This window comes from Rhizobium bangladeshense, assembly GCF_017357245.1.
Taxonomy (GTDB): Bacteria; Pseudomonadota; Alphaproteobacteria; order Rhizobiales; family Rhizobiaceae; genus Rhizobium; species Rhizobium bangladeshense.
Genome location: NZ_CP071617.1, coordinates 35471 through 55865, shown reverse-complemented (window position 1 = coordinate 55865; position 20395 = coordinate 35471). Strand labels below are relative to the sequence as shown.

Below are 20395 nucleotides of genomic sequence, written 5' to 3'. Positions count from 1 at the left end.
GCCTATCCGGCCATCGCCGGTATGGCAGCCATGTACTCCTCCAGTGACTGGGCCTGCTCCTTCGAAAGGCGCAGACCATCCTTCGTTCTCCTCCACAGCACGTCTTCGGCGTGCCGGGCCCATTCATGTTCGACGAGATATTTGACCTCGGCCTCGTAGAGATCGCCGCCGAACAGCCGCCCGAGGTCTTCGAGACCGCGGGCATCGCCGAGCAGCGTCGCAGCCCGGGTGCCGTAGCGGCGCACCAACTGGCGGGCGTGCGCATCACTAAGGAACGGATAGCGCCCCTTCAGACCGGCGACCTCCGCCTCGTAGCCTCGGACCGGGAAATCGCCGCCGGGAAGATGACTTTTTGCCGTCCACGGAGCGCCCTTTACGCCGATCGCGGCGCCGATCTTCTCCAGCGCATGTTCGGAAAGCCGACGATAGGTGGTGAGCTTGCCGCCGAAGACGTTGAGCAGCGGCGCGGCCCCGCCTTCGCCCTCCAGCTTCAGCACGTAATCGCGTGTCGCCTCCTGCGCCTTTGAGGCGCCGTCGTCATAGAGCGGCCTCACCGCTGAATAGGTCCAGACGATATCTTCCGGCCTGACCGGCTCCTTGAAATATTCCGAGGCCGCATTGCAGAGGTAGACCGTCTCCTCCTCGGAAATCCGGACGTCCCGCGGATCGGCGGTATAGTCCCGGTCGGTCGTGCCAATCAGGGTGAAGTCGCCCTCATAGGGAATGGCAAAGATGATGCGGTTGTCGGGATTCTGGAAAAAATAGGCTCTCACATCGTCGAACTTCTTCTTCACGACGATATGGCTGCCCTGGACGAGACGTACGTGATGGGCCCCGTTCTGGCCGAAGGCGGAACGAATGACATGATCGACCCAGGGACCGGCGGCATTGATCAGCATACGGGCCTGGTGGCTGTCATTGCGGCCGGTAACCGTGTCGGTCGTTTCAATGTGCCACACGCCGTTCTCACGTCTCGCCGACACCACTTTGGTGCGCGGCATGATCGTCGCCCCCTTGTCGGCAGCGTCGCGGGCATTCAACACGACCATACGGGCATCGTCGACCCAGCCGTCGGAATATTCGAAAGCCCTCGTAAACAGCGCCTTAAGCGGCTTACCGGCCGGGTCCTTGCGCATGTCGACCACTGAAGTCGGCGGCAGCAGCTTGCGGCCGCCGAGATGATCATAAAGGAAGAGACCGAGCCGGATCAGCCAGGCTGGGCGAATGCCGCCCTTGTGGTAGGGAAGCACGAAGCGCAGCGGCCAGATGATGTGCGGCGCCATTGCCCAGAGGATTTCGCGCTCCATCAGCGATTCACGCACCAGGCGAAATTCATAATGCTCGAGGTAACGCAAGCCGCCATGAATTAGTTTGGTGGCGCCGGACGACGTGCCCGAGGCGAAATCGTTCATCTCCGCCAGCGCTACCGAGTAGCCGCGTCCGACGGCGTCGCGCGCAATGCCGCAGCCGTTGATGCCGCCACCGATGACGAATATGTCGTAAATCACCCGGCCCAAACTCCCCTCCGAGCCCACTGCAGATTTCGCATTGCACAAAATTTGCGCGATTGCGAAAGTGAGAACAGTTAAAACGAAAGAGATACGAATGTCAAACGAATGTTTGTGCCATAGGTACTTAAAAACGGCACCGGCAGGCGCCGCGCCCGCTTCCGCCAGGAAAAGAGAAATGAATCAAAAGATTACCTCGAATCGGCCGGAAACTCTGCCTTAACGCGGCCGGCTGTTCGTTTCGATCAGCTTCACGTTGTTTTCGAGACAGAGGTTGCGGATCGAAGGCACCGGGCAGTGATCGGTAATGAAAGTGTGAACCTGCGAGAGCTGGCCGATTCTCACCGGCGCGGTCCGTTCGAACTTGGTCGAGTCGGCTACGAGAATGACGTGCCGTGCATTGGCGATGATTGCCTGAGCGACCTTCACCTCGCGAAAGTCATAGTCGAGAAGGGCACCGTCCATGTCGATCGCCGAAGCGCCGATCACCGCATAATCGACCTTGAACTGGCGGATGAAATCGACGGCCGCCTCGCCGACGATCCCGCCGTCCGAACCGCGTACCACTCCCCCGGCGATTACGACTTCAATCGCCGGGAGCAGGCGTAACCTGTTGGCAACGTTTATATTATTGGTAATCACCATCAGCTCGTGATGATTGGCGAGAGCCTCGCCCACCGCCTCGGTCGTCGTTCCGATGTTGATGAAGAGCGAGGCGCCGCTCGGGATCAGCTCGACGGCAGCCATACCGATGGCCTGCTTCTCGGAAGCGGCAATCTGGCGGCGCGCCTCGTATTTGACGTTCTCGGTCCCGCTTGGAAATGTGGCACCGCCATGGATGCGTGTCAGCACCTGCGCATCACAGAGATCGTTCAGGTCCTTGCGGATCGTCTGGCGCGTCACCGAAAAGCGGGAGGCGAGCTCCTCGACCAGAACCCTGCCGCTCGATTTGGCAATCGCCACGATTTCCGTTTGCCGGTCGGTCAAGAACATGGGCGCCACACCTTTCGATCTGCTTTCGTTTTAAAGAAAGCGAACGCTGGCGCAATGTTAATCTGTCATACGATCGGCTTCGCGGCTTGAATTTGACGCTATCGCTTCCGCATCACGTTGACGACCAGCACGCCGAGGATCGCCATGACGCCTCCGACGGCACCCAGAGCTGTCGGCGTCTCGCCCAGCCAGAGGAAGCCGATCAGCGTGGCGACAGGCGGAACACCGTAGAGGAAATTGGAGGCCCGCGCGGCCGTCAGCCGCTTCAACGCGATTGCCCAGGTGAGATAGCCGATAACTGTGGGAAAGATGACAAGATAGGCAACCGCCCAGTTCACTTCAGCCGGTGCGGCGACCAGTGCCCCGATCGTCGCCGGAACCGCCGGAAACAGCGGTACGGAGCCGATCAGCAGGATCCAGGCGGTAACGGCGAGCGCCGGCAGCCGCGCAAGCAGCGGCTTCTGCAGTACGCTGGCGATCGCCGAGCAGAGCGCTGCACCAAGAATCATGATCGCATTCGGATCGAGTCGAAAACCGTCGCCGGAGGCGAAAGCAATCAACCCCACGCCTGCGAAGGAAACCGCGGTCCCCACCCAGCCCCAACGGCCGAAGCGCTCGCCGAGCGCGAATGTGGCAATGAGAGCGGTGAACACCGGCATCGTGTTGATGATGAAACTCGCCGGCCCCGCAGCGACGGTTTGCTCGCCGGTATTCAAGAGAACCGCATAGGCGGCAATGAAGAGCACCGCCGCAACGGAAAGGCGAAAGAAATCGCGCCTTTGCGGCATCGGCCGATAGATGGCGAGATAGAACAATGCGATGACGCCGGCTGCCACATAACGCGCCGTCGCCAGCTCGATCGGCGTCAGCGGACCGAGACAGACCCGGATCACGGCGAAGGAGGAAGCCCAGAAAAGGATGGTGACGACGATTGCGGCAAAGGCCACAAGGTCGAACCTTCCCTGCCGTTCCGTCAAAACCGGTGCGCCTGTCGCCATGCTCATTTTAGCCTCCATAGATGCTCGGTAAGGAAGGATTATGCCGCCGAAGCATGCTTGAAAAGCATCGCAATCGATGATCAAATGTGCGTATGGTTCACAGCTCGCCCGTCCTGCCTCCGCTCGATACGCTTGAAACCTTTGCTCGCGCCGCCCGTCTAGGATCGTTTTCCGCCGCGGCCGAAGAAAGCGGCATCACCCATGGCGCAGTGTCGCGGCAGGTCTCGCGATTGGAGCGCTGGATGGGCGTGCGCCTGTTTGCCCGCGAAGCCCGCGGCGTACGCCTGACACCGGAAGGCATGCGGTTTTTCGCACGGGCGGAGGAGGCCCTTGCGCTGCTCGGCAATAGCGGCGAGCGCTGGCTGCCTCGGCCCAGCAAGGCCGTAGTGCGCCTTTCCGTTACTCCGTCCGTCGCCTCTCTATGGCTGTTTCCGCGCCTGGCAAAGCTCGAAGGAAACGAGCTGCATGTCGAACTGACGCTTGAACACCGGCTGGCGGACTTCGGTGAAGGCACGGATCTTGCCGTTCGTTGCGGCAAGGGGCCGTGGGCCGGCGTGCGTGCCCTGCCGCTCTGGCAGGAAAAATCCTTTCCGATCGCCGCCCCGGCGCTGGCAGCGCGGCTTGGCCAGCGCTCGGATGCGCTTTCGCTGCTCAATCTGCCGATCCTTCACGACTCCAATATCGAAGGCTGGCGCCGCTGGCTCGCGCGTGAAGGGCTCGACTATACGCCGCGCGGTCAGGACCGCCGCTTCGAAGATTACAATCTGGTCATCGATGCCTGCGCGCAAGGGCTCGGCGTTGCGCTTGCACGGCCGCCGCTGTCGGATGCCGTGCTTGCCGACGGGCGCGTCGTCGCAGTGTCGCAGCGCACCCTCGATTCCCATGTCGCTTTTCATCTGATCCGGCCGGACGACGCACTGAGAAGCCCCGCCATCGAATTCGCCAGCCGCTTCCTGCGCGAAGCCGGTCATGACGAGGCGGCAATCAACGGCTTTATCGCACCCGGCAGGCCGAAAGCGTAAACAGAGGACGCGCCGCCCCGCACATTCGCTGTCCTCTGGCTAGTAATGAAGTGGAGCCGTATCGGAGATTACGATCGGCCACCCGGGTCACTCTACAGGAAACTTCAGGCGCATTTCCTTCGCCAGCTCGAAGCCAGCGCTCCGATAGACCGGTTCCCCCGCATCTGAGGCATGGATGACGGCGGTCGTGCAGCCGATGGATTTCAGATAATCAACGGCCCTGGTCGTCAGCGCCAAAGCGATGCCGCGCCGGCGAAAGGCCTCCGCAACATAGACCGACCAGATGTAACCGTGCAACCGCTGCTCCGGCCGAATGACTTCCGGAAACGGCGATTGGTGCAGCTGGCAGGATACCGAACCGGCGATTACACCGTCTACAATGGCCAGGAACGAGGCGAGACGGCGTTCCTCGCGACCACTTCTCAAAAACGATAATATCCGCGCCACCGCGTCCGGCCTGTAATGTTCCGGCGGCGTGCCATAGCTGTCCCAGATTTTCAGATAGTGCCTGACCAGGATCTCGTCCTCGTCGAGCGTTGCAATTCGGATATCCATCGTTTCGGCGCCAGCGCTAAGCCATTCCAACAAGCTCGTGACGCCCCCGTCGCGTCGCGGCAGGGGCGATAGAACCCGTCAATCCGCCGGGGTCAGTGTCATCGATGCGCTGCCGGCCGCAACGTTGAGGCCGAGCTGGCCGGTGAGGCTAAGCGTCTGCAGATGGATGGAGCCGGAGGTGCCGCCGACCAGGAGGTTGGCCCCGACACCGGCGCCAACCGTGGCCTCTGCGCTGGCGCCGACATAGAGGCCGGCGAGCGACCCGCGGTGATAACCAGCCGTTGGCGCAAACACCGCCCAGATCAGGCGACTGCGCGTGGTGAATCCGAGGTCGATGCCAAGCTTTCGCACCTCGCCGGTGTAGTGATCGAAAAGCTCATTGCCGACGATGGACTGAAAGACGCAGTCGGCTTCCTTGGACGAACCCAGCACATAACCCGTGCCGCCGCCGATATCGCAAGTGAGATAACCGATCTTCACGCCATTGCGCAGGTCCGGCTCTTCATATGTTCTGGTGACAGGGTCGGCGGCATTGACCGCCCCCGCGCCGACCAACGTCAACGATACCGCGGCAAACGCCGCCGCAAGAGTTTTTTTCATAAGTCTCTCCTTCTCAAATCGTGACGGGAACACCCGGCTGACGGCACCGGATATCGGAGGGGACCGCAGGCGCCGTTTTCGCGTCGCGTTTCAAAGCGCGTGGGAGGCGCAAGCGACAGGTCTACGGTTCAGCCCCATTGGGACATTTCGAAGGCATTTACGACCGGCATGCGGCCTTTCGCGATCTTGTTAGGAATGGTTGCAGGAAAAACACATTTTCTCGGAGCGAGTTTCGCGCCGTCCGTCGGGCGGCCATCAAGAAAAGAAAAACCCGGTGATAATTATCACCGGGTTTTATACTGTATCAATCTTCGCTATACTCTGCGCATGAAGCGCATAACAAGCGAGACGACGAACAACACCAGGAAAATGAAGAACAGAACCTGGGCAATGGAAGCTGAAGCCCCTGCGATGCCGCCGAATCCGAGGACGCCGGCAATCAAGGCCACAACGAGAAACACCAGAGCGTAGTAAAGCATCGCAATCTCCTTTTACGTTGCTGCTGACATAACGGAGACCGCCCGCTTTGGTTCCCTGCCTCTCGCGGCTGTCGAATGGAACGCCGCATGGCGTCTTTCAGCCGAAATGAAAGACGCCGCTGTACATCCGGTCGCCCTCAGTCGGCTCGGGAGGTTCGGCGGCATCGAGATAGGCCTTGAGCGGCCCGGTCAGTACGAACCAGATACTTGCCCCGAGCATGAAACAGGCGCCCACCGGATCGTCTATGCGGGCGATGAACGGAAGGCAGGCGGAGGAGAACAGCACGATGATCCTGACCGACCATTCCGCTTCCCGTTTGGCAACGGCGCGCGCCCTCGATGACTTGTATTCCCGGGCGCCATAAGCGCTTCCCCCTGCCTTGACCGCCAAAAACAGTTTTTTGGCCGACGGCAGGGCCAGCATGACCAACGCGGCGATGCTGAGCGCGAAAGGCTTGCCCGTCATAACCTGCACGCTCGCGATTAGCAGAAAGGACAGCACGACGAGATTCCATGTCGGCTCCAGCAGCTCCGGCGACTGCCGCGTGCGGATGTGCCATTGCCGCAGCAAGCCTGCAGCGCCGTTCAATAACGGCTGATCGATATAACGATTGATCCAGTCCATGCTGATGCGCCCGCCCCGATTGTCTGAAGAAGGCCCGAACACCACGGAAATGGGTCATCATCGTGGCAGAGCGCCGGCAATATCGGCGAGCGCTGTTCTTCGCCCCGATAAATGGCCTTCCCAACCGCCGATAAAGCTATCTGAGCTCCTGTGCGACTTCCCAGACATGGCTCGATGGATCGGCGAAGGCTGCTGCCGTTCGGCCCCCAGGGACGATCGGCCGGACCGTTGAGCAAGGCTACTCCAAGTCTTCGTAGCTCCGCACAGACCTTATCGACGTCGTCGACCCTGATCGTCAGCAGGATGCGCGCGCCGGAACCTGATGCCGCCACGGCCGATGGTTCGACCAGCTGCGGCGCCTGTGTCGCCTCGAGCAGATTGATCATCGCTCCCGAGAATTGCAGAACCGAGCATACCGCGTCCTGATAGGCGATGTCGGCGGCGAAAATCTTAGAAAGTCCTGGCTTCGTCGATCTTGTCGACGAACAGCGTGACTACCTCGATCGCTGCTGGCAGCATGACATCATTCTCCGTTGCTCCGGCCGCTCAGCAAATGCCCCGAACGGCCTTCTGCCGGTCGTTTCGATGTCGATGATTTCGACATGCCCGCAGAAGAATAGCCGTTCAGCTCCGAAGCCCGGGCGCCTCGTGGCCGGTACGCGCCACATATTCAGTATAGCCGCCGCCATATTGATGGACACCCTCCGGCGTCAGTTCCAGCACGCGGTTGGAAAGAGCGGCCAGGAAATGCCGGTCGTGCGAGACGAAGAGCATGGTGCCCTCATATTGCGAGAGTGCCTTTATCAGCATTTCCTTGGTGTCGAGGTCGAGATGGTTGGTCGGTTCGTCGAGCACGAGCAGGTTCGGCGGGTCGAAGAGCATCATAGCCATGACCAATCGGGCCTTCTCGCCGCCTGACAGCACCCGGCACCTTTTCTCGACATCGTCGCCGGAAAAGCCGAAACATCCGGCGAGCGCGCGCAAAGGCCCCTGCCCTGCCTGGGGAAACCGATCCTCCAGCGATTGGAAGACCGTGCGTTCGCCATCAAGAATATCCATCGCATGCTGGGCGAAATAGCCCATCTTGACGCTCGCTCCAAGAGCGACGCTGCCTTCATCCGGCGTGGTGGTTCCCGTCACGAGCTTCAGCAGTGTCGACTTGCCGGCGCCGTTGATGCCCATGATGCACCAGCGCTCCTTGCGCCGCACCATGAAGTCCAGCCCCTCATAGATCCTTCGGCTCCCGTATTTCTTATGGACGTTCTTCAGGTTGATCACGTCTTCGCCGGAGCGCGGGGCCGGCTGGAACTCGAAGGCGACGGATTGGCGGCGCTTGGGCGGCTCGACCCGGTCGATCTTCTCAAGCTTCTTCACGCGGCTCTGCACCTGCGAAGCATGCGAGGCGCGCGCCTTGAACCGTTCGATGAACCTGATTTCCTTGGCGAGCATCGCCTGCTGGCGCTCGAACTGGGCCTGCTGCTGCTTCTCGTTCTGCGCCCGCTGCTGCTCGTAGAATTCATAATCGCCGGAATAGGCCGTCAGCGTGCCGGCGTCGATCTCGATGATCTTATTGACGATGCGGTTCATGAACTCGCGGTCGTGCGAGGTCATCAGCAGCGCCCCTTCGTAACCCTTCAGGAAATCCTCGAGCCAAATGAGGCTTTCGAGATCCAGATGGTTGCTCGGTTCGTCCAGCAGCATGACGTCTGGGCGCATGAGCAGGATGCGGGCAAGCGCCACGCGCATCTTCCAGCCGCCCGACAGCGCGCCGACGTCGCCGTCCATCATCTCCTGGCTGAAGCTGAGACCTGCGAGCACCTCGCGGGCTCGGCCCTCGAGCGCATAGCCGTCCAACTCCTCGTAACGCGCCTGCACCTCACCGTAACGCTCGATGATCTCCTCCATGTCGCCAGCCTTGTCAGGGTCGGCCATGGCGGCCTCGAGCTCGCGCAACTCCGCCGCGACGATGCTGACCGGGCCGGCGCCGTTCATCACTTCGGCGACGGCGCTGTGGCCGGCCATTTCGCCGACGTCCTGGTTGAAGTAACCGATGGTCACGCCCTTCTCGCAGGAGACCTGGCCTTCGTCGGGCTGCTCTTCACCGTTGATCATTCGGAAGATTGTCGTCTTGCCGGCGCCGTTGGGGCCGACGAGGCCGATCTTCTCGCCTTTGTTGAGGGCTGCCGATGCCTCGATGAAGAGGATCCGATGGCTGAGCTGCTTGCTGATATTCTCGATACGAATCATGGTGTGCTGCGGGGGTTCGGGAAAGTTTCGGCGCCCTTATGCCACGCATGGAAACGGCAGGATAGGCCCCGTTGCCCGCCCTCTCGATCTCCGGGTTTCGATTGGATAGTATCGTGGCCTGCGCTGATAAGGAATTCGTGCCAATGAGCGTTCGCCCGCCACAGTCTTTCCGACAATCTCAGCAGGATGCCAGCGGCTTCAACGTCCTCGAATACGAGCTGATGTCGGCGCGCGCCGACGCGCTCGGACGCCACGGGCTGAAGGTGGAGAAAGCACTTGCCGCCTTGAAGGCCTGGACGCCTGAGCGCCAGAGCACGGCGGAGCGCGAGGGGCTTATCAATGAGGCATCCGACGCCGTCTGGGCATTCTTCATCCAGCGCGAGATCTGCGGGCTCAGAAACAATCGCGATGCCATCCAGCGCTACGCCATCCCGAATGAGGTGATCGCCAGATTGGGCGCGGTACGAAAATAAACGTGCGGCGAGACCGCGACCTCCCTCCCCTATTGTGTGGAAATCAACGGCGCCAGAAGATATGGCTCTGGTACCGAACCAGTGTGAAAGGGAATTGCGATGCCAAGCTCAATCCGGATCGGCAATCAGGATCTCACCGTCGACGTCTCTTCCCTCGGCGCAGAGATGCAAGCACTCACCACCAACGACGGACGCTCCTGGTTGTGGACGGGCGACGCGACCTTCTGGACAGGGCGCTCACCGATCCTGTTTCCGATCGTCGGCAAGGCTCCGGACGACCAAGTCGCAATCGACGGCACGGTCTATCCGTTGGCTCAGCACGGGTTTGCCCGGCGCAGCGAATTCGCCCTCGCAACCTCCACGGCAACGACCTGCCGGCACGAGCTTGTCGCCTCTTCGGCCACACGGGCGGTCTACCCGTTCGAGTTTCTGCTTGCCGTGGAACACGCGGTCGAGGGTCGCGCTTTGACCGTCACTGCCGAGGTCAGCAACCGCGATCAGAAGGCGATGCCGTTCGGCTTCGGCTTCCACCCGGCCTTCGCCTGGCCGCTGCCTGCTGCTTCCGGGCGCGCCCACACCATCACGCTCGACAATGAGGGTGAGCCCGAGCTCGTGCGGCTGGAGAGCGGCCTCATCAATCCGGCGCCGCTATCTTCACCCTTCGACAAAGGCCGGCTGGTGCTGGATCATGCCATGTTCGACCAGGATGCAATGATCTTCCCGAAAGGCGCGGGCGAAGGACTGCGCTACGGCGCCGAAGGCGGACCTAATTTGCGGTTCCATTTCAAAAACCTGCCCAATCTTGCCCTATGGACGAAACCAGGCGCGCCATTCATCTGTGTCGAGCCATGGCACGGAACGGCCGCTGAAGCTGGAGCGTCGAGCGAGCTGTCGCGGCGGCCGTACACCAACATATTAGCGCCTGGCGCGGCCACGCGCTTCGCCTTTACCGTCGAGATCCTCTAACGGTCCGCGCCCTCAGTTCGGCGGGGCGCCCAGCGCATGCAGGATGCCGCGAAGCTCGGCGAGCCCGCGCATGCGGCCAATAGCGGGGTAGCCGGGCGTGACCGTTTTGTTGAGATCGTCGAGCATGCGGTGACCATGGTCCGAGCGGAAGACGATGGTATCCTGAGCACCGCGGCGGCGGTCTTCGGCGACAAGTTCCCTGAGAACCGCAACCATGTCGACATCGCCCTCCAGATGCGCGCTTTCATGAAATGTTCGGCCATCGCCCTCCCGCGTCGTAGCGCGCAGATGGGCAAAATGGATACGCGAGGCAAAACGGCGGGCGATCGCCGGCAGGTCGTTATCGGCGCGCACGCCGAGGCTGCCGGTGCAATAGCACATGCCATTCGCCTCCGATGGCACCGCATCGAAGAGAGCGGCATAATCATCGGCCGTCGAGGCGATGCGCGGCAAGCCGAACAGCGACCGCGGCGGATCGTCGGGATGCAGTGTCAGCTTGACGCCGTGTGCTTCGGCGGCCGGCGTCACCGCCTCCAGGAATTCGATCAGATGCCGGCGCAACCTTGCGGCATCGATGCCGCTATAAGCTACAAGCTTTTCCCGGAAAGCCGGAATTGTCAGAGGTTCAGTGGTCGAGCCCGGCAAAGCCGAGGTGATGATACGGGTGATCTCGGCGATCTCCTCCTCCGACATCGCCTCGAAGACAGCGCGCGCCCGTTCGCGATCCTCATCGGAATAGTGTCGTGCCGCATCCGGCCGTTCCAGAATGAAAAGATCGAAGGCCGCAAAACGCTCGTGATCGAAGCGCATGGCGGTGGCCCCGGTCGGCGTCACGAAATCGAGTTCGGTGCGGGTCCAGTCCACCACAGGCATGAAATTATAGCAGACGATCGGAATACCGCAGGCGGCGACCGCTTCGAGGCTGGCGATCCACGCCTCGATTTCAGCCTTCGCCTCTCCGCCCTTGCGCTTGACGGCATCGGGGATCGGAATGCTTTCGACGACCGACCAGACGAGCGGCGAGCGATCGGCCGGCGTCGTCTCGATCAGGGACTGGCGTTCGCGCACTTCCCTTTCCGTCCAGGCCCTGCCGATCGGCACCTGATGCAGAGACGAGACGATGTTGGTCGCGCCCGTTTGACGGACTTCATCGAGCGTCACCGGTGCTTCCGGCCCGAACCATCTCCAACCTTGTCGCATGCTTAATCCTTTCCTCGCCTTTCGCTTCGTGTTTGGCCTGCCGTCAGCAGAAATAATCGGGGTAGCGCGAGCGCAGTTCGTTGACGTCGGGAATGACCGCGCTCAAGTGATGGATCATCGCGACGCGCGCGGCCGCAGCATCATGGGCGGCGAGCGCGTCGCGAATGACCATATGTTCGCACACAACATTGTCCATGCGCCCCAGCGCCGGCAGCGCCAGCCGCCGCGCCCGGTCGATCTGCACCTTGACCGTCTTCAAAATCGCCCAAATGCCGGGATAGCCTGATATCTGCGCGATCGCCTCATGAAAGGCCTCGTCCTCCTCGTGGAAGTTCGAGACGTTGCCGACTGCGGCATGCGACCGTTGCCGGCCGATGATGGCGTCCAGAACGGCGATATCGGCAGCGGTGGCGGTTTGGGCCGCAGTCTCGACGGTCGCGCCTTCGAGAGCCTTGCGCACGACCACCGCCTCGGGGATCGCAGCGACCGGCACACGCGATACGACGGTGCCTGACTGCGGATAGATGTCGACCAGCCCACCTTCGGAGAGCCTGAGCAGCGCCTCGCGGACGGGCGTGCGGCTCACGCCGAAGTCCTCGGCGATCCGCTTTTCCTGCAGCAACAGTCCAGGCGGCATCCTGAGCGAAACGATGTCGGCATAGAGACGCTCGTAGATGGCGCCGGCCGTTGTGACACGGCGCAACTTGCGGCCGACTTCCTGCGGAATTGAGACCGAAAGCGTTTCGGTTTGTGGGGCCTGCCGCATAGCAATACCGGAATGATCGTGGGTGTTGGCATACTAGTATATCAGCGGAGCCGCGTTGCCAAGGCTTGTAGGGATAGAGCAAAATTCCGAAGTTCGTCGTCCTTAACAGCGCGCCTCAATTCTGATCCAGGTTCTATGTGGGAACTTAGGACAGCCGAATTGGTTGAGATCCAAGCAAGGAGCCGCCGATGAAAAATCCGGAACGACGTAAGAAAAATGAAAGCACGACCGACGACACGCGGCTGGAGGATTCATCCCCGACCGGTGCGCGCAAGGGGAAGATGGCGCGACAAGCGACAGAAGAAACCGACGAACAGCGCATCGATTCTCCGGCTGCTGCCCGCGAGGCGGAGATCCGCAAAAGAGCATATGCGCTGTGGGAGAAGGAAGACAGGCCGGAGGGCAAGCATTGGGATCACTGGACCCGCGCGGAGCAGGAGCTTGATGCGCGGTATGGCGACGCAGACAATCCTCCCCGGCTGGAGGCGGTGCGAGAGGCCTTGCGCGAACATAGCGACGCTTTCCTCGTCAAGACGGATATCGAAGACGCTGATCAACGCGAAGCCTCACCCGGCACACGCGAGCAGAATTGAAATTCAGCCTTTTGAGGCAATTCAGGAAAGGTCCCGAGATGGTCGATAAACGAGATTTGGACGCCGGATTCACCGGCACACCCGTCGAGCCGCCGGAAGGACTGGCGAAAGTTGCCCAGTCTGCGGCCAGCGGGGTGAAACGCGAAGTCTATGCAGTCACCACCGGGGCCAGAAACCACCCGCACACCGCAAGCGCATTGTTGCTCACGATCGGTCTTGCGGCGTTCGGGTTCGGCTATCTTCTTGGTCGATCATCGCTGGAAAGCTCGGCTCGCCTCTGGCGATAGCGGCACTAACGAAGTGGCTGGCGTAACTGAATATCGCTGTTCAAAATCGGCCCGGTCGGAATAATGAAAGAACCAGCCCCTGTGCTCGAAGCGCGTTCCCTCTGGAGATGCGCCTCGATGACCATCTTCTCAGCAGCTCGCACCTCAAACGTGTTTTCTGATCGGAGCAGCTTTTCTATTGCAGGGCGTTACCGCCCATCGTCGAGCAATGCATCGGGGTTTGCTGTTGCCGGAATACGACAGTAACAAAAGCGCGAGTTCCGGCCACGTTCACGGCTTGACAGTGGTGACAACGGTCCTTAGCGAGGCTGCATCAGCGACACCTCAGGACCAGCATAGTGAATTATTTCAGGCAACTCGTGATTGCGGTGCTTCATCCCGGTAACGGGGCTGGAAGCGCGCTTGATCGAACCAACGGCATTGCGGTCTTTCTCTTTGCGATCCTGCCCGGCCTTTCGCCCAACTTTAACTCCTTTATCCTCCTTGGGTCGATGGTATCGGGACTCTATTGTCTGGCGAGGGCCCGCTTTCCTCTGAAGTTATCGAAGTCCGACCGAGTGGTTGCCATTTGCATGACGATCTACCCGGTGGTGATGATCGTCAGCATATTCGTCAATCCGCCTTTCTCCGAAGAATTGGACTGGATTTTCCGACTCCTACCTTTCTTTTCGATCTGGCTGATTTTGCCGCGTATGCGTCAATCTCCCGATGGCCGCCTTGTGCCGCTCTTTATCCTCGGCGCGGGTCTCGGCATGATCGTTACTTTTCTTTTCAGCCTGCTTCAGGTCCTGATTCTGATGCCCAGGGCAGAGGCGGGAACCTCGAACGCGGCACTGCTGGGCGTTATCGGCATTCTTTTCGGCGGCGTCGCGCTGCTCAACATTCAATCCCCCAAAAGCATGGAGCAAAAAATCGCGATATTGGGGTATGCTGCGGGGCTAGGCTGCGCGCTGCTCTCCGGAACGCGTTCGGCCTGGCTGGTCATCCCCGTCCAACTCGTCATCTTTCTCTGGTATTTTCCAAAACACCGCTTTCATTTCAGTCTGCGCAGCCTCGCTATAACCGGTTCTGTCCTATTGTTGGGGCTTCTCGCCCTGGGCAGCGACCAGGTTGTCTATCGCGTCCGTGAACTCCAGGACAATCTGTCAGCACTCGAAAGCGCCCATGGCGACATCACCTCGCTGAGTGCGCGGGTCGCTCTCTACAAAGGGGCGCTATCTGCAATCACCAAGGATCCGTTGACCGGCTATGGTCCGCAAAACCGGATGACTGCAGTCTTGGCGGAGGTCCCTGAGGGCATAAGGCAGCAGTTGCCCTATTCGCATGTCCATAACGGCTTTCTCACAGCAGGCATTGACGCCGGCCTTGTCGGAATCGCGGCGCTTTCGCTGCTGCTCCTGACGCCTGTGATCGCCGCGTGGAAAAAGGAACCCGGCCCTGGCCGGGACCTAGCCATGGCGCTCGCTCTTCTGCTCACCAGCAGCTACATTATTACTGGCAGCTTCGGCATCATGTTCAACCAAAAGGCACTGGATCCGATCTTCGCCTATATGGTCGCCCTTATTTGCGCGGATCGGGGCAGCACACGCTTTGCGCCCGTGGTCCGAAGCTGAGCCTGCGCTTCAGGCCGCCGTATTGGTTTCGGCACCGGTGAATGCCAGATCCGAAACCTCACCTGTTGAAGAATAGCCGGAAACAAGTTCTGCCAAGGTCGCGCGCGCCGCGACCATATCGTTTCGATCCAAGGCCGCATTGAGCGAGTTGAGCTTCTTCGAAAGCTCCGGCCAGAGCAGGAAGTCCTCGCGCGCCTTCATGATCCGAGGATGTTCGGTTGTCTCGGGGTTATCCCCGATCAACAGTTCTTCATAAAGCTTCTCGCCGGGCCTCAGGCCGGTAACGGAAAGCTCGATGTCCCCCTCGGGATTATCCTCGTCGCGGACGGTCAATCCGGAAAGCTCGACCATCTTGCGGGCAAGATCCGCAATGCGAACGGGCTCGCCCATATCGAGCAGGAAAACATCCCCGCCCTCGGCCATGGCGCCTGCCTGAATGACAAGTTGCGAGGCCTCCGAAATCGTCATGAAATAGCGGGTTATTTTCGGATGTGTCAGGGTAACGGGACCGCCTTCCTTGATCTGCTGCCGGAACAGCGGCACGACGGATCCGGAGGAGCCGAGGACGTTTCCGAAGCGGACCATGGAGAAACTCGTCCGTGCCCTGTCATTGGCCGGTTCTGCCGCAAGCGCCTGCAGAACCATCTCCGCCAGCCTTTTGCTGGCGCCCATCACATTCGTCGGGCGCACGGCTTTGTCCGTGCTGATCAGCACGAAATTGGAGACGCCGCATTTGCTCGCCGCACGCGCGGTGATCAGCGTTCCCATAACATTGTTCTTGATGCCTTCCACGGCATTGTGTTCGACGAGAGGCACATGCTTGTAAGCCGCGGCGTGATAGAGCGTCTGCGGTCGCCAGCTCTGCATGATATGTTCCATGCGATCCTGATCGCGGACAGAACAGAGGATCGGGACGATCTGCAGGCTTTCCTGCTCGTAAAGCTCGGCCAGCTTCAACAATTCGGCATGAATATTATAAAGCGCAAACTCGTTCTGATCTAAGAGGATAAGGCTCGAAGGCGCATTGCGCAGGATCTGCCGGCACAGTTCGCCGCCGATCGAGCCGCCGGCGCCCGTGACCATCACCACCTTGTTGCGCATCGCCTTGTCGAGCAGTTCCTGCCGCGGTGCAACCGCTTCCCTTCCCAGCAGGTCCTCGATCTCCAGCTCGCGTATGTCGGAAACGGCGACACGCCCCTGAGCAAGCGCGGTGAGATCCGGCAATGTTCGAACATTCACCCTGGCTTTGCGGATGCGTTCGAGGATTTCATTGCGCCGCTGCCGCGATGTGGAGGGAAGAGCAAGAAGCACGTTGTGCACGCCAAGCGCTTCGGCAAGCACCGGAAGATCCGACGGGTCATAGATCGGCAGACCGCCCATGATGCCGCCCTTAAGGCGGGGATCATCATCAAGATAACCGACGACATTGAGTTCGGCGCTGTTCGTCAGAGCGCCGGCGAGTTGCCGTCCGGCATTTCCTGCCCCATAGATCAGCACCTTGTCGAGCGTATTCTGGTGCAGGATGCGCTGATAGGTATCGCCGAGCCAATAACGGATGCCCAACCGTGACAGACCGATCGCGATCAGCAGCAGGAAGGGCTGGAGAATGCCGACGGTTCTCGGAACGCCCGGGACGCTGAGCGCCGTGAATATCGTCATGAAGGCGACGCCGTAGATCGCGATCGCCTTTAGAACGGCAATAAAAGCGGCCATGTTGGCATAACGGAAGATCGCCCGATACATGCCCATGACGATGAAGATCGGAAGGGCCATGCACAAGGAAACGAAGACCGGCAGCCACTGCACGCCGGTTAGGACCGTCCATTCGTTCAGACGGAAGCAATAAGCCAACCAGATCGTCAGGACACAAAGACTGGAATCCACCATCAGGGCGAGCGCGCGCTTGGCAGCACGCGGCATCGCCAGCAGAGGGGCGACGAGTGCCTGCATCGGCACTAAGAACCATGCTGAGCGTGGCGTCTCAGTGGGGGTATTTTCAGGCATTGCTTCCCAGCGTCTCGCGGATCAATCAGACAACCACCTTCTTGTCATTTTCTACAACGAGCGCAACTGAAATAATCGGAAATCAAAGTCTTCCGCACCGCTTATCTATCAGAAGTAGGTAACTTAATGCTTTATTCCCCTACGGCGGATTACCTTCTCGGCCGTCAGAAACAGGATGCGCATGTCGAAACCGATCGAGCGCCGCTCAAGATATTCGGCATCGAATTTCACCTTCTCCGGAATCGGCAATTCGTCACGCCCGTTGATCTGCGCCCATCCGGTCAATCCGGGCAGGAGTTTGTCAACGCCGCGGGCCGTCCGCAACTCGATCAAATCATACTGGTTGTAGAGCGCCGGGCGTGGGCCGACGAAACTCATTTTGCCAGCAAGGATGCACCAGAGCTGGGGCAATTCGTCGAGGCTGGATTTGCGCAGAAACGAACCGATGGGCGTCAGAAACCGATCGGGGTTTTCGAGCAGATGTGTCGCGACCGTCGGCGTGTCGACGCGCATGCTGCGGAATTTCGGCATCAGAAAGATCTGATTGAAACGTCCGATACGTTTTGACCAGTAGAGGGTCGGTCCCGGCGACGTTAATCGGACACTAACCGCGACTAAAAGGATCGGGACGAGCAGAATGACCGACACGACCAATGCCAGGAAAAAGTCCACCGCCCTTTTCAACCCCATTCCCCGCATGTCTTCCATTGCCCCACCAGCGGATTCCGCCATATGCCACCGCGCCGTATCGTCAAAAAGGCGTTTCGCGTCAACTCCATCCGGCGCCGTTTCTTCATGGACCCGCCCGGCCGAGCATCGATCAAATCCTGCCCTCGCCTCGCCAATTGAGACTCATAGGCCTTTGATCTCAAAGGAAGAAGATGTTAATCAGAAGTTATCTGCCGGTTTGTTTCCGTCACTCTCCGTTAACCATAACCTCGCTGCGAACAGCAGTATGGAATTTTATCCTGTCTTGCCCCTGATCGGCGAATTGGCACGGGCAAGCGCCATCAACATCGGTCCGATGGCAAATTCGCCTCTTTCGGCGCGACGGGTCAGGTCACGGAGGTAACCGCCGGCGGAATTGATGTGCCCTGCCCTTTCGAGCACGCAGGCCATGACGGTAGCGGCGTTTTCAGGGCCCATCACTTCGCAGGCCTGTTCATAGGCCGAGGGGCTGACCCCGAGCATCGAGCGAACGACAACAGCCGCCGCCATCAGATCGCGCCATGTGCCCACCGAGCCCTGCGGTCCATAAGCGCCGATCTCGGGGCATGCCTGCAGCACTAGGCCCAGCGGGAAGGATTTGAGTCCGCCGCTAGCAGTCGAGGCTGAGCTTTCAGCCGGAACAGGCCCGCCCCTCCCTTCCTGGGTCGCTGTTCGGCCCATCGGTTCGGCCCAACCTTCCGATCGATTATCCGCCGTTGCGCCCTGCTTCGTTCCGAAGCTTGGTTCAAGTTCAGTAATGGAATATGGATTTGAACTCTGTATGTGCCGCTCAGAATGTTGGGCATTGCCGCTTTGATTTTGAGCTTTAACCTGCATTTCCAACTGATTGATGATCTCCTCGCGCAGCAGTTCCAGTTGGTCGAGCGCGGCGGCGGCCTCCGTCGCGGATGGCGACCGCGGCAGCTGTTCGACCGCACTCCGGAAATGCAGATGATAGCCACTCCAATCGCCAGGGGCCCCCTCTTCCACGGCCATCTCGATCAGCTTGGCGATGTCGCGCCGGCAGAGCGTCAGGCGCTCCTTGAGCCGCTGCAGTTGCAACCGTTCGGCAGCCACCTCCGCCGCGAGCCTCTCGACCTCGTCAGCGCGCGCGAGCAGGGGCGCCAGCGAGAAGCCAAATGCCTCACCGATCTCCCCGCCCTGCTCCCGGCGGGCATAACGCTTGCCGTTCGGGCTGTCCTTGCGGATCAGCAATCCGGCCTCGATCAATGCGGCCAAGTGGCGACGGATTGTCTGCTCCGCCATGCCATGCGCGCGAAGAGAAAGCTGCGCATTGGAAGGAAAAACGACCAGCCCGTTGTCCTCGCAGAGCTCTCCCTTGGGATAAAAGCTCAGCAAGGCGTTCAGGATGGAGAGCGCCCGGTCGGTAATGCCGAGCAGCGGCCTGGCTTCACACAGGGCGCGATAGAGTTTCCATTTATCAATCGATCGGCCGGGCTCGATTTTTCGCGCAACCGCCTGGCTTGCCAACATGCCAAACGTCATCGGCCGCCGCCCGAATGGCGTCGTCACACTTCCGCTTTCCATTTTCTTCGCCTTCTTCAAGGCAAAAGATCACAGCTCACCAAATTCGGTGCCAAAGACTCTTGACTATGATTCGCGGAAATGTGATTCTCTGGGTGTCTAGATCAGAGAGGGCTTCCGCGACGGCAACGTTCGGGGGCCTTTTCTTTTGCTTATTGATCTCCGTTCTTCGTCAAATCCTGCGTCTTCTCGAACGCCTCGTAGAGACGATCCAGATTGCTGGCGATGTAGGCGCCAAAGGCAGACGCCTTCTCCGCCTTCAGCGCGATGGTGAATTGTTTCCCGTCATCCTTGATCTTCGCTTTGACGGCTCCGTCCTTGCGCTGCCAGGCGCGAGCAGAGGGCGGATTCGCGGTGGCGAACGAGGTCTGTTGCTTCCTGTTAATGAAGGCGACGAGCATGTCGAAGCGAGCGTCCGGCTCTGCCGTCTCGAACTCCACCGATCTGGTGAACTCGATCGCCCGGGCGGTGATGTTTTCCGTCTCGAATTTCACCGAAAGATCATGCCAGCGATCGCGGCCGGTGGTCTTGGCTGCGCCGATTGCGCTCAGGACTTCGGCTGGAATCCGCTTCGTGACCGACAGCATCTTCGACACCGTCGTCTTGTCGGCACTGAGTGCCGACATGATCGTTTCCCTGTCGAACCCCAGCGTATCGAGCTTGTCGGCGAACATCGTCCTCTCGATGAAGGAGAGATCGGCGCGTGCCGAATTCTCCTGGCCCTGCGCAATGACGTGGTCGCGATCGTCGAGTTTCTTGACCACCGCCCGAACAGGCCGGCCGAGTTCCTTTGCAGCCCGGGCGCGACGATGGCCAAAAGCGATCTGGTATCGGCCATCCTTCTCGGGATGCGGGCGCACGAGGATCGGCGAATCCTGGCCGCGCAGGCGGATCGCCTCGACCAACTCGCGGAACTGTTCGTCGGCATGCGCCAACCGGTCGGTCACGAAAGAATCCTCGATCAGCGCCGGGTCGAGATCGACCACTGTCTCGCCGCTCGCCAACTGCTCCTCGATCGCCCTGGCGGCATCGGCCTTGGCAGCCAGGGCATCGATGCTGCGGGTGACGGCACCGAGCGCGCCAATCCCCTTATAGGTGATATGCTGTTTCTCGTCGCGATGGGCTGGCTCATCCTCGTTGTTTACCGCAGTAAACTTCTTGGAATCATCCATCAGGCCCGACAGAAGATTTTTACGCGCCATCAGCCAGCTCC

At 60.3% G+C, this 20395-nt stretch carries 19 protein-coding genes and 2 pseudogenes; 6 read left to right on the top strand and 15 right to left on the bottom strand.

The genetic code is table 11. The annotated features are described in order from the left end of the window. Positions 1-2: 2 nt before the first annotated feature. From glpD to J2J98_RS29395, 3 genes are all read right to left on the bottom strand, one after another. The gene (gene glpD / locus J2J98_RS29405) at positions 3-1517 is read right to left on the bottom strand and encodes a glycerol-3-phosphate dehydrogenase (protein ID WP_138395880.1); all 1515 of its coding nucleotides are present in this window, start codon (positions 1515-1517) and stop codon (positions 3-5) included. A 210-nt stretch (positions 1518-1727) separates the two neighbouring features. Further along, positions 1728-2501 carry a DeoR/GlpR family DNA-binding transcription regulator gene (locus tag J2J98_RS29400; RefSeq protein ID WP_064709990.1) on the bottom strand — a complete coding sequence of 258 codons (774 nt, stop codon included), beginning with the start codon at positions 2499-2501 and terminating at the stop codon, positions 1728-1730. A 98-nt stretch (positions 2502-2599) separates the two neighbouring features. After that, positions 2600-3517 carry a DMT family transporter gene (locus J2J98_RS29395; protein ID WP_207604260.1) on the bottom strand — a complete coding sequence of 306 codons (918 nt, stop codon included), beginning with the start codon at positions 3515-3517 and terminating at the stop codon, positions 2600-2602. 74 nt (positions 3518-3591) lie between these two features. Here J2J98_RS29395 and J2J98_RS29390 point away from each other — a divergent pair, with 74 nt between their 5' ends. Next, entirely contained in the window at positions 3592-4521 is a 930-nt protein-coding gene (locus J2J98_RS29390; RefSeq protein WP_138395933.1) for a LysR family transcriptional regulator, read from the top strand. An 87-nt stretch (positions 4522-4608) separates the two neighbouring features. On the opposite strand, the gene J2J98_RS29385 is transcribed toward J2J98_RS29390, so the two are convergent. The 6 genes and pseudogenes from J2J98_RS29385 to J2J98_RS29365 form a co-directional block, all read right to left on the bottom strand. Then, on the bottom strand, positions 4609-5076 hold the full coding sequence (locus J2J98_RS29385) for a GNAT family N-acetyltransferase (RefSeq protein ID WP_138395878.1): 468 nt from the start codon (positions 5074-5076) through the stop codon (positions 4609-4611). A gap of 78 nt (positions 5077-5154) precedes the next feature. Then, positions 5155-5676 (bottom strand): DUF992 domain-containing protein, encoded by a 522-nt coding sequence (locus tag J2J98_RS29380; RefSeq protein ID WP_064709994.1) that lies wholly within the window; start codon positions 5674-5676, stop codon positions 5155-5157. A gap of 314 nt (positions 5677-5990) precedes the next feature. Further along, on the bottom strand, positions 5991-6155 hold the full coding sequence (locus tag J2J98_RS29375; RefSeq protein ID WP_003571841.1) for a DUF1328 domain-containing protein: 165 nt from the start codon (positions 6153-6155) through the stop codon (positions 5991-5993). 97 nt (positions 6156-6252) lie between these two features. Continuing rightward, positions 6253-6841 (bottom strand): annotated as a pseudogene (locus tag J2J98_RS29370) (hypothetical protein). Positions 6842-6916: 75 nt separating this feature from the next. Next, positions 6917-7299 (bottom strand): annotated as a pseudogene (locus tag J2J98_RS30645) (VOC family protein). A 105-nt stretch (positions 7300-7404) separates the two neighbouring features. Then, entirely contained in the window at positions 7405-9027 is a 1623-nt protein-coding gene (locus tag J2J98_RS29365) for an ABC-F family ATP-binding cassette domain-containing protein (RefSeq protein ID WP_064709996.1), read from the bottom strand. 143 nt (positions 9028-9170) lie between these two features. Here J2J98_RS29365 and J2J98_RS29360 point away from each other — a divergent pair, with 143 nt between their 5' ends. Both J2J98_RS29360 and J2J98_RS29355 read left to right on the top strand, forming a co-directional pair. After that, entirely contained in the window at positions 9171-9500 is a 330-nt protein-coding gene (locus J2J98_RS29360) for a DUF6665 family protein (protein ID WP_207604259.1), read from the top strand. 99 nt (positions 9501-9599) lie between these two features. Next, the gene (locus tag J2J98_RS29355) at positions 9600-10466 is read left to right on the top strand and encodes an aldose 1-epimerase family protein (RefSeq protein WP_064709998.1); all 867 of its coding nucleotides are present in this window, start codon (positions 9600-9602) and stop codon (positions 10464-10466) included. Positions 10467-10478: 12 nt separating this feature from the next. Here the strand turns inward: J2J98_RS29355 and uxuA are convergent, their stop codons facing one another. Together uxuA and J2J98_RS29345 are read right to left on the bottom strand one after the other, a co-directional pair. Beyond that, complete coding sequence (gene uxuA / locus J2J98_RS29350; RefSeq protein ID WP_207604258.1) at positions 10479-11666, bottom strand: mannonate dehydratase; 1188 nt, start codon at positions 11664-11666, stop codon at positions 10479-10481. Between the two features lie 43 nt (positions 11667-11709). Further along, complete coding sequence (locus J2J98_RS29345) at positions 11710-12432, bottom strand: GntR family transcriptional regulator (protein ID WP_207604257.1); 723 nt, start codon at positions 12430-12432, stop codon at positions 11710-11712. Positions 12433-12620: 188 nt separating this feature from the next. Between J2J98_RS29345 and J2J98_RS29340 the strand changes: the two genes are divergently transcribed. From J2J98_RS29340 to J2J98_RS29330, 3 genes are all read left to right on the top strand, one after another. Beyond that, positions 12621-13025, top strand: a complete 405-nt coding sequence (locus J2J98_RS29340; RefSeq protein ID WP_207604256.1) for a DUF2934 domain-containing protein — start codon at positions 12621-12623, stop codon at positions 13023-13025. 38 nt (positions 13026-13063) lie between these two features. Further along, a complete protein-coding gene (locus J2J98_RS29335) occupies positions 13064-13312 on the top strand; it encodes a hypothetical protein (protein WP_207604255.1) in 249 nt (82 codons plus the stop codon). Between the two features lie 338 nt (positions 13313-13650). Continuing rightward, positions 13651-14925, top strand: a complete 1275-nt coding sequence (locus tag J2J98_RS29330; protein WP_207604254.1) for an O-antigen ligase family protein — start codon at positions 13651-13653, stop codon at positions 14923-14925. Between the two features lie 9 nt (positions 14926-14934). Here J2J98_RS29330 and J2J98_RS29325 read toward each other — a convergent pair whose 3' ends face one another. From J2J98_RS29325 to repB, 4 genes are all read right to left on the bottom strand, one after another. Beyond that, on the bottom strand, positions 14935-16929 hold the full coding sequence (locus tag J2J98_RS29325; protein ID WP_064712007.1) for a polysaccharide biosynthesis protein: 1995 nt from the start codon (positions 16927-16929) through the stop codon (positions 14935-14937). Positions 16930-17052: 123 nt separating this feature from the next. Then, on the bottom strand, positions 17053-17619 hold the full coding sequence (locus J2J98_RS29320; protein WP_138395932.1) for a sugar transferase: 567 nt from the start codon (positions 17617-17619) through the stop codon (positions 17053-17055). A 273-nt stretch (positions 17620-17892) separates the two neighbouring features. Continuing rightward, entirely contained in the window at positions 17893-19185 is a 1293-nt protein-coding gene (repC, locus tag J2J98_RS29315) for a plasmid replication protein RepC (RefSeq protein ID WP_207604253.1), read from the bottom strand. 149 nt (positions 19186-19334) lie between these two features. Then, on the bottom strand, positions 19335-20384 hold the full coding sequence (gene repB / locus J2J98_RS29310) for a plasmid partitioning protein RepB (protein WP_138395866.1): 1050 nt from the start codon (positions 20382-20384) through the stop codon (positions 19335-19337). Between the last annotated feature and the right edge of the window lie 11 nt (positions 20385-20395).

What these genes read in the sequence shown, in the direction of transcription:
- J2J98_RS29345 (WP_207604257.1), bottom strand. Translation starts at nt 12,432, where the DNA reads ATGCGGCAGGCCCCACAAACCGAAACGCTTTCGGTCTCAATTCCGCAG.
- J2J98_RS29360 (WP_207604259.1), top strand. Translation starts at nt 9,171, where the DNA reads ATGAGCGTTCGCCCGCCACAGTCTTTCCGACAATCTCAGCAGGATGCC.
- J2J98_RS29390 (WP_138395933.1), top strand. Translation starts at nt 3,592, where the DNA reads ATGGTTCACAGCTCGCCCGTCCTGCCTCCGCTCGATACGCTTGAAACC.
- J2J98_RS29340 (WP_207604256.1), top strand. Translation starts at nt 12,621, where the DNA reads ATGAAAAATCCGGAACGACGTAAGAAAAATGAAAGCACGACCGACGAC.
- J2J98_RS29335 (WP_207604255.1), top strand. Translation starts at nt 13,064, where the DNA reads ATGGTCGATAAACGAGATTTGGACGCCGGATTCACCGGCACACCCGTC.
- uxuA (WP_207604258.1), bottom strand. Translation starts at nt 11,666, where the DNA reads ATGCGACAAGGTTGGAGATGGTTCGGGCCGGAAGCACCGGTGACGCTC.
- J2J98_RS29380 (WP_064709994.1), bottom strand. Translation starts at nt 5,676, where the DNA reads ATGAAAAAAACTCTTGCGGCGGCGTTTGCCGCGGTATCGTTGACGTTG.
- J2J98_RS29395 (WP_207604260.1), bottom strand. Translation starts at nt 3,517, where the DNA reads ATGGAGGCTAAAATGAGCATGGCGACAGGCGCACCGGTTTTGACGGAA.
- J2J98_RS29365 (WP_064709996.1), bottom strand. Translation starts at nt 9,027, where the DNA reads ATGATTCGTATCGAGAATATCAGCAAGCAGCTCAGCCATCGGATCCTC.
- repC (WP_207604253.1), bottom strand. Translation starts at nt 19,185, where the DNA reads ATGGAAAGCGGAAGTGTGACGACGCCATTCGGGCGGCGGCCGATGACG.
- J2J98_RS29385 (WP_138395878.1), bottom strand. Translation starts at nt 5,076, where the DNA reads ATGGATATCCGAATTGCAACGCTCGACGAGGACGAGATCCTGGTCAGG.
- J2J98_RS29355 (WP_064709998.1), top strand. Translation starts at nt 9,600, where the DNA reads ATGCCAAGCTCAATCCGGATCGGCAATCAGGATCTCACCGTCGACGTC.
- J2J98_RS29325 (WP_064712007.1), bottom strand. Translation starts at nt 16,929, where the DNA reads ATGCCTGAAAATACCCCCACTGAGACGCCACGCTCAGCATGGTTCTTA.
- J2J98_RS29400 (WP_064709990.1), bottom strand. Translation starts at nt 2,501, where the DNA reads ATGTTCTTGACCGACCGGCAAACGGAAATCGTGGCGATTGCCAAATCG.
- J2J98_RS29375 (WP_003571841.1), bottom strand. Translation starts at nt 6,155, where the DNA reads ATGCTTTACTACGCTCTGGTGTTTCTCGTTGTGGCCTTGATTGCCGGC.
- J2J98_RS29320 (WP_138395932.1), bottom strand. Translation starts at nt 17,619, where the DNA reads ATGGGGTTGAAAAGGGCGGTGGACTTTTTCCTGGCATTGGTCGTGTCG.
- repB (WP_138395866.1), bottom strand. Translation starts at nt 20,384, where the DNA reads ATGGCGCGTAAAAATCTTCTGTCGGGCCTGATGGATGATTCCAAGAAG.